Raw genomic sequence first — 12,170 nt, forward strand, 5'->3', positions numbered from 1 at the left:
TTAACGGTGATACCCTATCACCTTTCAAACATGTTTTGACTGACAAACATTCATACTCTAGTATACTAAATCTTTCCTCTATACGCAAGAAAAAGACCGCCTTTAGACGGTCCTTTCTATAACAGTTATGTGTATTCTATTTATTTTACTTTCATAGATAATTTTTTATCCAATCGATGGATAGTATCTACAAAACGAACGGTTCCCGTTTTATACCGCATCACTACGGAGTGAGTACGAGCACCACCAGGGAAATATTTAATAGAAGATAATACATTGCCTTCTGTAATGGCTGTGGCAGAGAAGATAACATCATCACCACTTACTAAATCATCGATGGTCAATACTTTGTTAAGGTCAGTAATACCCATTTCATGACAACGACGAATTTCTTCATCTGTAGCTGGTTTTAAACGAGCTTGCATGTCCCCACCTGTACATTTTAAAGCAGCCGCTGCCAGTACCCCTTCTGGAGCTCCACCAGTACCTACAACCATGTGAATACCAGAGCCTTCTAAACCACATTCCATAGCTGGGTTTACATCACCGTCTGTAATCAAACGAATACGAGCTCCGACAGCACGACATTCATCCATCAACCCTTGGTGACGTTCACGATCCAACATAACGACTGTTAAATCATCGATAGCACGTTCCATTTTTGCGGCAACACGGCGCAAGTTTTCAGTCATGGATTCATTCAAGTCGATCACACCTTTGGCGCGTGGTCCTACACACAATTTTTCCATATACATATCTGGAGCATGCAATAAACCGCCTTTTGGTGCAATGGCCAATACAGCAATGGCACCATTTTGACCTTTTGCAATTAGATTCGTGCCTTCAATAGGGTCTACGGCGATATCTACTTCTTCTCCGCCTGCCCCAACACGTTCACCAATATATAACATTGGTGCTTCATCAATTTCACCTTCTCCAATCACAACAGTACCAGAAATTGGCACTGTATCGAAGGTTTGTCGCATGCCATCAACAGCTAATTGATCCGCTGCATCTTTGGCTCCACGACCACATAAACGACCACTTTTTAATGCCGCTGCTTCTGTAACACGAACAAACTCTAAGGCTAATGTGCGATCCATTTTGACCCTCCCACTTGTGTCTACTATTTATTGGCTGCTTCCCAGTCCGCTAGAAAACGTGCTAATCCTGCATCTGTTAATGGATGTTTTAAAGATTGTTGTAACACATTAAACGGTACTGTAGCAATATGTGCACCTGCTTTGGCACATTGTGTCATATGCATAGGCGTACGAACGCTAGCCGCAATGATTTCTGTTGAAATATTATGAATCATAAAAATTTCAGCAATATCTTCGATTAATTGGATTCCGTCCATAGAAATATCATCTACTCGACCAACGAAAGGACTTACATAGGTAGCACCTGCACGGGCTGCCAATAATGCTTGGTTGGCAGAGAAAATTAAAGTTACATTCGTTTTAATCCCCTCTTTAGAAAGCACAGCTACTGCTTTTAAGCCCTCTGCTGTCATTGGCACTTTAATCACTACATTATCACCCAACTTAATTAATTCATGGGCTTCTTTCACCATTTCTGGTGCTGTTGTAGCAATGACCTCTGCACTCACTGGTCCCTCTACAAGATCAGCAATTTGTTGAATCACTTCGTGTAAGTCACGTTTTTCTTTCACGATTAAAGACGGGTTTGTTGTTACCCCTGCAATAAAGCCCATTTCATAGGCTGCTTTAATATCATCAAAATTAGCTGTATCAATGAAGAATTTCATAGCGGACTCCTTTCTAAGCCTCTGGATGAATATGAGTTAAACCACCCATATATGGTTGAAGCGCTGTTGGAATGCGTACAGAGCCATCTGCTTCTTGATTATTTTCCAAAATCGCAGCCACTGTACGACCTACAGCTAAACCAGATCCATTTAATGTATGTACAAATTCTGGTTTACCTTTTTGTTCACGACGGAATTTAATATTACCACGACGTGCTTGAAAATCCGTCATGTTTGAGCAAGAAGAAATTTCACGATATACCCCTTGGCTTGGCATCCAAACTTCGATATCGTACGTTTTAGCAGAACCAAATCCCATATCACCTGTGCACAATGTAATAACACGATGTGGTAATTCTAACACTTGCAAAATACTTTCTGCTTGCGCTGTTAACGTTTCTAATTCTGCAAAAGATTCTTCTGGTTTTGCAAATTTCACTAATTCTACTTTATTAAATTGATGCTGGCGGATTAAGCCACGTGTATCACGGCCAGCAGACCCTGCTTCGGCACGGAAACAAGCTGTAAATGCTGTATAATATTTAGGCAATTCATCAGCTGACAAAATTTCATTGGCATGATAGTTTGTCAATGTAACTTCTGCGGTCGGAATGAGGAAGTAATTTTCCCCTTCCACTTTATACATATCTTCAGCAAATTTTGGCAACTGACCTGTATTCGTCAAAGTTTCACGAGTGACAATGTAAGGCGTCATCATCTCTGTGAAGCCAGCACTACCATGCATATCTAACATAAAGTTAATCAATGCACGTTCTAATCGTGCACCAATCCCTTTGTAAATAGTGAAACGAGCACCACTTTCTTTAGCAGCTCTTTCAAAATCTAAAATTCCTAAGGATTCTCCTAGGTCCCAATGCGCTTTTACGTCAAAGTCAAAAGAGCGAGGCGTACCCCAACGGCGTTGTTCGATATTTTCGTTTTCATCAGCCCCTACTGGTACAGAAGCATCACACATATTAGGTAACATCAAAGCCACTTGTTGTAATTCTGTTTCCACGTCACGCAATTTAGTATCCAATGCACCGATTTCATCACCTACACGTTGCATTTCTGCAATTTTATCATCTGCATTTTCTTTATTGCGTTTTAATTGGCTGATTTCTGCCGTTACTGCATTACGCACTGCTTTCAATTGTTCTACTTCTTGGATGATAGCGCGTCTTTCATCGTAGAACTTCACAAAGCTAGCTAGGTCGCCTGTTGTATGACGACGATCTAAGTTTTCTTGTACCGTTTCAATATTCTCACGGACAAATTTTAAATCCAACATAATCATGACCTCATAGAATTCATTTAAGTACTTAATTAATCTACCTTTAATATTAGCACATTTGCTATTACTTTTCTACCTTAATAGGCATTTACTTGGGCAATTTCCCCTTACCCTTTCTCCATCTCTGAAAGGATAACAAAACAGCGACCAAACTCATTTCTGTTTAGTCGCTGTCCATCTACGCACCTCACAACATCCTGTGCGTATACATATATTATTCTTCTGCTATTTCTTCCTCTTCTACTTTCACCGCTTCTGGTTTCATGAGAGGGAATAACAATACATCACGAATGGATGCAGAGTCCGTTAAGAACATGACTAGACGGTCGATACCGATACCCAAACCTGCAGTTGGCGGCAAACCGTATTCCAAAGCTGTGACAAAGTCTTCATCCATACGATGGGCTTCATCATCACCCGCTTCACGTTCTTTTAATTGATTTTCAAAACGTTGTTTTTGATCGATTGGGTCATTTAACTCGGAATAGCCATTTGCCAATTCACGACCATAAATAAAGATTTCAAAACGTTCTGTAGTCAATGGTTTCTCACGATTTTGTTTTGCTAGTGGGGAAATTTCAACTGGATGTCCATATACTACAGTTGGTTGCATCAAGTTTTCTTCTACATATTCTTCAAAACACAAATTCATGATTTTACCAATACCATCGGCTTCACCATATTCTACATTTAAGCGATCTGCAATTGCACGTGCTTCACTCAAGGTTTCAATAGCATCAAAGTCTTCCCCAGTGTATTGTTTAATACCTTCTTGCATAGTGATGCGATTCCATGGTGGAGTCAAATCAATATCCATGCCTTGGTAGTTAATTTTTGTTGTACCAAGTACTTCTTGTGCACAGTAGGAAACAACCCCTTCTGTCAATGCAATAGCATCTTCAAAGTTACCATAGGCCTGGTAGGATTCCATCATAGTAAATTCTGGATTATGACGAATAGATACGCCTTCATTACGGAAAGAACGGTTAATTTCATATACGCGCTCTAAACCGCCAACGATCAAACGTTTTAAGTATAATTCAGGGGAAATACGCATATAGATATCAATGTCTAAGGCATTATGATGCGTAATGAATGGGCGTGCTGCCGCACCGCCCGGAATAGCATGCATCATAGGAGTTTCTACTTCCATGAATTGCTTGCTGTTTAAATACTCTCTAATTTTCGCTACGATTTTCGTACGTTTTACAAATGTATCACGAACGCTTGGATTTACAATTAAATCCACATAGCGTTGGCGATAGCGAAGTTCTGTATCTTTCAACCCATGCCATTTTTCTGGTAATGGACGAAGGGATTTAGACAATAAAGTCAATTTGTTGACTTTCACTGTAATTTCGCCTTTTTGTGTTTTAAACACATGGCCCTCGATACCTACAATATCTCCCATATCAAGCATTTTTACATATTTGTAATCCTCTTCTCCCATAACATCTTTACGGAAGTATACTTGAATATCGCCAGATAAATCGCGCAAATTAGCGAAGGCTGTTTTACCATGAGAACGAATTGTCATCAATCGACCAGCAATCACTACTGGTTGACCATCAAAATCACGGAATTCATCCTTAATTTGGAGTGCCTTATGTTGAACAACAAATCGTTGTCCAAATGGATAGATATTATCCTCTTCATATTGCGCCAACTTTTCGCGGCGTACCAACATTTGATCGTTTAAATCCAATTGTTCTGGCACATGTTTTTCTTCGCTCATGAGGGGCCTCCTTATACTTCTTTACCCTTATTGAATGCTTAATATTTTGAAACTCACCATACCATCTGGTGTATTCACTTCTACTTTGTCACCTTTCGCTTTTCCTAAAATCGCCACGCCTACAGGGGATTCATTAGAAATACGATTGTTGAAAGGATCTGCTTCAGAAGAACCTACAATAGTGTAGTCTAATTCTTCATTAAACTCTTCGTCTAACAAAGTTACTTTACTACCTACTGTCACTGTATCGCCTTTTACATTTTCATCAATGATTTTAGCTGTATTAATTTTATTTTCCAATTCAATAATGTGACCTTCGATGAAAGCTTGTTCGTTTTTCGCATCATCATATTCAGAGTTCTCTGAAATATCACCGTAGGAAATAGCAATTTTAATACGCTCTGCCACTTCGATTCGACGTACAGATTTATAATAATTTAATTCTTCTTCCAGCTTCTTCAACCCTTCGGCTGTAAGTAAGGTTTCTTTTACCTCTGCCATGTATGTCTCTCCATTTCTATTCCTCATATACAGAAAACAGTGCCACATGACACTGCCTCCCTTATGAAAAAGTTACTTAAATTTCTTATTAACAATAGCTATAATTATACTGACTTCTCTTGTAAATGTCAATGTGAAAGCCTATACTTGTACGACACACATGGAGTTTACCCTATTTTTTATAGACACTTTCATAGATAGCTAACGCATCCTTAGGTGTAAGATTACTATATGCTGTAGGATAACGAACACAACTATTAGCAATATCCGATAAGGATTCTTTTGGAATCCCTACTTCTTCCAAAGTAGATGGCACCCCTATTTCTTTGAAATATGCTTCTAAGGCTTCGATACCAGCTAATGCATAGTCTGTATCACTCATAGTGCCTTGTTCAATGCCCCACACTTCCTTAGCAAAACGCATCAACCGCGCTGTAGCATTGGGCAAAATCCAACGCAAATACGCTGGATGCATAATCGCCAGACCTGCGCCATGAGGAATATCATAAAAAGCTGACAGGGCGTGCTCTAAGGCATGCGTCATCCAGTCTTGATCTTTGCCTAATCCTAAGGAACGATTCAAGGCTAAGGTAGCACCCCACATAATGTTAGAACGAGCTTCATAATCTTCTAAGTGTTCCATGGATTTTCTGCCATTGCGCACGATATTTTTAAAAATTCCCTCGATGGCAGAATCTGTCACATTATCATCATCAGGTGTAGATACATATTGTTCCAATAAATGAGACAACATGTCTACGATGCCATAGGCAACTTGCTCTCGCGGTAACGTGTAGGTATAGGTAGGATCTAACATAGAAAATTGTGGAAACAAAGCCGGTCCATAACCGCTTAATTTTTTCTGTGTTTCCCAATCAGTAATAACACCACCATTATTCATTTCACTGCCAGTAGCTGCCATAGTTAATACTACACCAAATGGCAATGCCTCCATCACAGGCTGATGGTCTAAAAAGAAAGTTTGCCAAAAGTCAACCGTATCTGGTAAGGTAGCACCACCTGCAATGAATTTAGTGCAATCAATAACAGAACCACCACCGACGGCTAGAATAAAATCAATATTATGTTCTTTGCATAAAGCAATCCCTTCACGCACTTTCGTAGTTCGTGGATTTGACATAATCCCACTTAACTCAAACACTTCCTTACCTGCTTGTTGTAAGGCTTCTTTTACCGTATGATAAATACCATTCTTTTTAATACTACCTCCACCATAAGTAAGTAGCACTCGTGTTCCGTAGTGACTTAATTCAGCTGCTAGTGATTCCTTCACACAGTCTTTGCCAAACACTATTTTGGTTGGGTTATGGTAAATAAATGATTTCATTCGACCCTTGTCTCCTTACTATTAAATACGCCTATCGATGATAGAATGAATAGGCAATTGTTCTTTCATAGACTGTATCTGCTTTAGTCTTGCTTTCACCATTCATATTGATATCATTCGGCACAAATTGTGGCTCAATGGCAATGCCTGCATGACTGCCATAATGACGTTCTCGGCCATCTTCATCCAACCAATTTCCTGTATATACCTGAAAGTGTGGCGCATCTGTATGGAATACCGCTGTCACATCCTTACCTTGTAACACCGCAAAAGGCACAACAGAATCTACTGTTTTACTTCCTTCTACTGGAGTCGTTACAAAATCATGGTCATATCCCTTATATTGACTTAGGGCATCAGCATAATGCTCCAATGCCTTTTGTAGATCCATACCATTTCTAAAATCAAATGGTGTTCCATCCACTGATGCTGGTTCCAATTGCGGGATTTGATGGTCTCCAAATGGCATATACTGATGGGCTCCTAATTCTAATACATGGTTCGATAAGTCACCTTCTCCATGCAGATTAAAGTATACATGATTCGTTAAGTTCACAAAGGAATCTTCAGAGGTTGTGTACACATACGTGACTACTAACGTCTGCTCTACCAATCTGAATACCGCTTCTACATAGAAATCACCTGGAAATCCATCTTCTTCAGAAGTAATAGAATGAGAGAGATGTACCACTGTATCAGAACAATTTTCCTCCACTGCATCCCATAGACGATGCCCAATATTTCCTTTCCCACTATGCAATAAGTTGGGTCCATTGTTAGCTGTTAGTTGATGAACTGTACCATTCCACGTATAGGCTGCATTGGCAATACGATTCGCCACACGGCCTACGGTAGCACCCAGTTGTCCATGCTTTGTTTCATAGTCTTGTGCAGAATCATAACCCAATGCTAAATGGCGCTGCAACACTTTATCATAAACAGCGACAATGGTGGCACCATAATTACTGATTTGTACTCGTAGTACTTCATTTTCTATTGTATATACATGAGCCTCTTGGCCTGTTTGTAAGTGTCCAAAAGATTCTACTTTCATCATAACTCCTAACCTCCGATACGCCACATAGGACGTTCCACTTTTTCAATGGAATTTCCATCATGACTCGCGTATCGACCTTGTAATGCCTCTTCAATGCAATGCAATATAGTTTGTGGTGTACCGCCATTTTGTATAAGTCCACGCAAGTCTAAATCTTCATCACGCAACAAACATAAGCGTAGCGATCCATCTGCAGTGAAACGAATCCGATTGCAAGAAGAACAATATTGATTGGACAAAGGAAAAATAAAGCCAATTCGTTGTCCATCTGGCAATTGGAAGTATTGAGCTGGTCCAAATCCCAATCGGTCTGTGACTGGAGTTAACTCAGATCCCACAATGCGTTCAATCTGCTCCTTCCACTCTCCAAAGGTTGGCACATGACTTTGTTTCCCTTGGAATGGCATATATTCAATAAATCGCCAGACCACATCCCACTCTTTTCCATAATGCAACAAGGTTTCCACTTCTTTGTCAGAAAATGGCGCTTGCACTACAGTATTAATCTTTATGTTTTGAAAGCCTGCAGTTTTTGCAGCTTCTATACCACGAAGCACACCAGCTAATTGTCCATTGCGACCTACAGCTTTGGCAAAACCCTCTTCTTCCACAGAGTCTAAACTAATATTTAATCGCTGTACCCCTGCTGTAAATAAACGTTTCGCCTGAGTTTCTAATAGACTACCATTGGTAGTCATAGAAATATCGGAAAACCATTGGCTCTCTTGTATACGCTCTAACAACTCATATAAATGTGGATACAATAATGGTTCTCCCCCAGTTAAGCGCAAAGCTTTGATGCCTCCTAAGTGCAATGCCTCTAACAAAGGCAACCAAAAGCTTGGCGGCAACACAGGCGCCATAGCTTCTGTAATCTCCTGAGGCCGACAATAGGCACAACAAAAATTACACGCTTCCGTTAAGGAGATACGTGCATACTCAATGACACGCCCTTGGCTATCACGCATTGACTGGCTCCTCAACAATACGCACTGCATCACCTACTTGAATCTTTCCGCCTTCTAGCACATGGCCAAATATCCCTTGCGTAGGCATAATGCAACTTCCTACTTGTTGCATAATTTCACAACCTTGATGACACTCTTTGCCGATTTGTGTAACCTCTACGATAGTCTTACCTAAGGCTAATTTAGTACCCACTGGCAATTGAAATAAAGTCAAGCCTTCTACAGTAATATTTTCTGCAAAATCACCAGGGTTCACATCAGCACCGCTTTTACGCATTAATTCGATACTTTCAATACCAAGCAAGCTCAATTGACGATGCCATGGGCCTGCATGAGCATCTCCTTCAATACCATGATTTACTACTAACTCCGCTTCAGGGATGTTTGTTTTCTTTTGTCCTTTTGCTCTGCTAATTGAAATAGCAATAATTTTTGCGTCCATTATATCTCCTTAGATTATTATATTTAAAATTACCTATATAGTTTCTATTATATCACGTTTGTATAGTAAATCTATAACAAAAAGCACGCCCTTCCAGAAAGCAATCCATATGTTTGCATTTCTAAAGACGTACTCTTTATTTTATATTCTTTAAACTAATTATCTTTTTATATCCCTCTGACCTAAACCATTAAAAACCATATTTAATACGACCGCTAGAATACTGCCAAAGGTAATACCACTTTCAAAAATAATCTTCGCAGCTGGTGGAAAGTTATGATAAAACTGGGGAGCTCCAATAGGAATCATGGCCACACCAATACTCAATGCTACAATCATCAAATTATGATTATTTTCGTAATCTACCTTTCCCAAAGAGCGAATGCCGCTAGCAATAATCATACCAAACATGGCAATCCCTGCACCTCCAAGCACTGGGCTAGGAATGGATGCCACTACGGCTGCTAATTTAGGAAACAGTCCTAAGACCATCAAAATCATACCAGATGTAGCTACTACGAAACGGCTTTTCACATTAGTCACTGCAATTAATCCAATATTTTGAGCAAAAGCTGTATAAGGAAAACTATTTAAAAAACCACCTATGCATGTAGATAATCCATCCGCTTGTAAACAAGAACTTAATGTTTTCTTATCCACTTTTTTATCTACAATTTCACCTATGGCAATGGCATCTCCTGTAGTCTCTACCATACACACAGACATAACTACAAGCATAGCGATAATGGAGCTTACATCAAAGGTAGGCATACCGAATGCAAGTGGTGTCACTAAGCCTAACCAATCTGCCTGAGTCACCTCAATAAAATTCACTTCTCCTAAGGCATACGCAATCATAGTACCACCTAATAAGCCAATAAGAACTGACAAATTACTTAAAAATCCTGTAGTAAAACGATTTACTAAGACTACAATGAGCAATGTTAATCCTGCCAACCATAAATTTGTGGAACTCGCGTAATTAGGATCTTCTGGAGATACGCCTGCAATCCACATAATCGCTACAGGCATCAAACTAATGCCGATAATCGTAACGATAGTCCCCGTTACCACCGGAGGAAATAATCGAATGAGCCTACTAAAATAAGGGGCGATGAAAAAGGTAAATATCCCAGCCATTATAATGGCTCCATACACAGCTGGTAAGCCATGTTCTGTTCCTATAATAATCATAGGTGCTACAGAGGCAAAGGTAACTCCTTGAATCATCGGAATTCGCGCACCCACTGGTCCTATCCCTATGGTTTGAATCAACGTAGCAATACCACAAGCAAATAGGTCAGCATTTATGAGGCGAATCAAATCTGGAGTAGATAAACCTAAGGCATTCGCCAGAATGATAGGAACGGCTACAGCCCCTGCATACATAGCCAATACATGTTGTAAACCATAGGAAAACAACTTAGGTAGGGGTAAGATTTCATCAACAGGATGCACCTGTTTAGCACTTTCACTCATGCCATTTCTCCATTCTTCAATACACTTTATTAAGAAGTTATACTAATTATAATACTTTTATATTAAATCATAACTTATATAATTTGTCAAAAAGATAGCCTACTCATCAAGAGTAGGCTATATCTTATTTAGCTTTATATCCTTTTACAGTTGGATTATGGTCTTTCATAGCTTGTTCTAAGCCGAAAATAACCATCTCATTCATATATGTACGCAATTCATCATTTTGTACTTTTTCAGCGTGACGTGCTAATATGCCTAAAAACTCAGCTTTATAAGTTTCCACTTGATCACCAGCTACAAAGCGATGTCCATTTAAATAGTTTTGATAATCCATATATAGGCTATTCAATACTGTTGTGCCATAGCTATCTTGTTTCCAGCGATGGCTATCGATATAAAAGTTTTTACGTACATTCATATAATAAAGAGCATTCTTTACATCCAACTGGCCAGCAGAAACAACTTGGTTTGTTTGTAATTCAAATAATTGTTTACTATGTGCTTGTCCATAGTTTGCAAATGTATTGACTACTTGTTTTACTTCCCAATTTGGACTTTGTACAGAAACACCAGATTGCATATCAGCTATCACAGCTACCCCTTCTTGTGCTGGCAACATCAATGGGTCTTGTGCTGCATACGCAGTTTGCCCCAATGCAATAACACCTAATATGGCAGCTCCTGCTATCCAACGTTTACTTTGTTTTTTCATATAAAAGCTCCTTTCAGTATTTCATTCTATATCCCTATTATACAGATTGTACCTCTTTTATTCAATGAGCAATTGTATATTCATTTAGTCTATTATATTCTATCCATCAAAGTATATGTCTTGACTTTTATCAATCCATCAAGTACCATAAGAGTAACTATGATAATATCTATCATTATCGTTTTTACTGTGGAGGTGACCATGAAGTATTTTGAATTAGAAGCACTGCCTTATCCTGACCATGCCTTAGAACCGATTATCAGCAGAGAAACACTCACATTTTTGTATACCCAGGTGTACAGCCATGCCATATCTTCACTTAATGAACTAGTTGAAGAGTGTCCTGACCTTCGCTTTGGTCATATTGACTGTCTGTTAGGAGGCCTAAGCCATGTACCACAAGAAATTCGACAAGACATTCAGTGTTATGGTGGAGCCTATAAGAATGTAACCTTATTTTTGCACACGTTGACAAGCCCTAATACAAGTACCATCAACGGACCAATCAAAGATGCTATCAACCGCTCTTTTGGGTCCTTGGAAACATTCCAACAGCAGTTTACGAAGGAGGCTCACGCCCATGTTGGTAATGGTTGGACTTGGCTTGTCATCAACCCAGACAATACCCTTTCTATTACTTCCACAAAAGAACAAAACAATCCAATTATGGATATGCAAACTGCCATTTTAGGTATCAATATGTGGGATTACATGTATTCCTCATCTAACCGTCAAAACTATATTGATACCTTCTTCACCATTGTGAATTGGAAGATCGTGAACCACATCTACGAAGAAACATTAAAAAGTCCAAATCGCTTTGGCCACGAATAAAACAAATAAAAAGCTGTCATTACCTC

The 12,170-nt window shown here is 39.3% G+C and carries 12 protein-coding genes; 1 reads left to right on the top strand and 11 read right to left on the bottom strand.

The window, feature by feature from the left end; translation table 11 throughout:
- Positions 1-140 precede the first annotated feature (140 nt).
- The 11 genes from glpX to EO111_RS00120 all read right to left on the bottom strand — a co-directional run bounded on the left by glpX (position 141) and on the right by EO111_RS00120 (position 11,310).
- The gene (glpX, locus tag EO111_RS00070; protein WP_062401433.1) at positions 141-1,103 is read right to left on the bottom strand and encodes a class II fructose-bisphosphatase; all 963 of its coding nucleotides are present in this window, start codon (positions 1,101-1,103) and stop codon (positions 141-143) included.
- Positions 1,104-1,126: 23 nt separating this feature from the next.
- On the bottom strand, positions 1,127-1,771 hold the full coding sequence (gene fsa / locus EO111_RS00075) for a fructose-6-phosphate aldolase (RefSeq protein ID WP_009353803.1): 645 nt from the start codon (positions 1,769-1,771) through the stop codon (positions 1,127-1,129).
- A 13-nt stretch (positions 1,772-1,784) separates the two neighbouring features.
- Entirely contained in the window at positions 1,785-3,062 is a 1,278-nt protein-coding gene (serS, locus tag EO111_RS00080; RefSeq protein ID WP_009353820.1) for a serine--tRNA ligase, read from the bottom strand.
- 217 nt (positions 3,063-3,279) lie between these two features.
- Entirely contained in the window at positions 3,280-4,800 is a 1,521-nt protein-coding gene (gene lysS / locus EO111_RS00085; RefSeq protein ID WP_127010158.1) for a lysine--tRNA ligase, read from the bottom strand.
- Positions 4,801-4,827: 27 nt separating this feature from the next.
- The gene (gene greA, locus EO111_RS00090) at positions 4,828-5,301 is read right to left on the bottom strand and encodes a transcription elongation factor GreA (RefSeq protein ID WP_062401428.1); all 474 of its coding nucleotides are present in this window, start codon (positions 5,299-5,301) and stop codon (positions 4,828-4,830) included.
- 172 nt (positions 5,302-5,473) lie between these two features.
- Positions 5,474-6,649: an iron-containing alcohol dehydrogenase gene (locus tag EO111_RS00095; protein ID WP_062401427.1), complete on the bottom strand. Its 1,176-nt coding sequence runs from the start codon at positions 6,647-6,649 to the stop codon at positions 5,474-5,476.
- Between the two features lie 31 nt (positions 6,650-6,680).
- Complete coding sequence (locus EO111_RS00100; protein ID WP_164727573.1) at positions 6,681-7,703, bottom strand: aldose epimerase family protein; 1,023 nt, start codon at positions 7,701-7,703, stop codon at positions 6,681-6,683.
- Between the two features lie 8 nt (positions 7,704-7,711).
- Positions 7,712-8,674 (bottom strand): GTP 3',8-cyclase MoaA, encoded by a 963-nt coding sequence (locus EO111_RS00105; protein ID WP_126940703.1) that lies wholly within the window; start codon positions 8,672-8,674, stop codon positions 7,712-7,714.
- Positions 8,667-9,119: an MOSC domain-containing protein gene (locus EO111_RS00110; RefSeq protein ID WP_127010160.1), complete on the bottom strand. Its 453-nt coding sequence runs from the start codon at positions 9,117-9,119 to the stop codon at positions 8,667-8,669. The genes EO111_RS00105 and EO111_RS00110 overlap by 8 nt, the downstream gene beginning before the upstream one ends.
- A 156-nt stretch (positions 9,120-9,275) precedes the next feature.
- A complete protein-coding gene (locus tag EO111_RS00115) occupies positions 9,276-10,595 on the bottom strand; it encodes a nucleobase:cation symporter-2 family protein (protein WP_127010161.1) in 1,320 nt (439 codons plus the stop codon).
- 124 nt (positions 10,596-10,719) lie between these two features.
- On the bottom strand, positions 10,720-11,310 hold the full coding sequence (locus EO111_RS00120) for a hypothetical protein (RefSeq protein ID WP_009354067.1): 591 nt from the start codon (positions 11,308-11,310) through the stop codon (positions 10,720-10,722).
- A gap of 201 nt (positions 11,311-11,511) precedes the next feature.
- Here EO111_RS00120 and EO111_RS00125 point away from each other — a divergent pair, with 201 nt between their 5' ends.
- Entirely contained in the window at positions 11,512-12,144 is a 633-nt protein-coding gene (locus EO111_RS00125) for a superoxide dismutase (protein ID WP_164727574.1), read from the top strand.
- The last annotated feature ends 26 nt before the right edge of the window (positions 12,145-12,170 follow it).

Origin of the sequence: Veillonella sp. CHU594 (genome assembly GCF_003992265.1) — a bacterium.
In the GTDB taxonomy this organism is placed as follows: Bacteria; Bacillota; Negativicutes; order Veillonellales; family Veillonellaceae; genus F0422.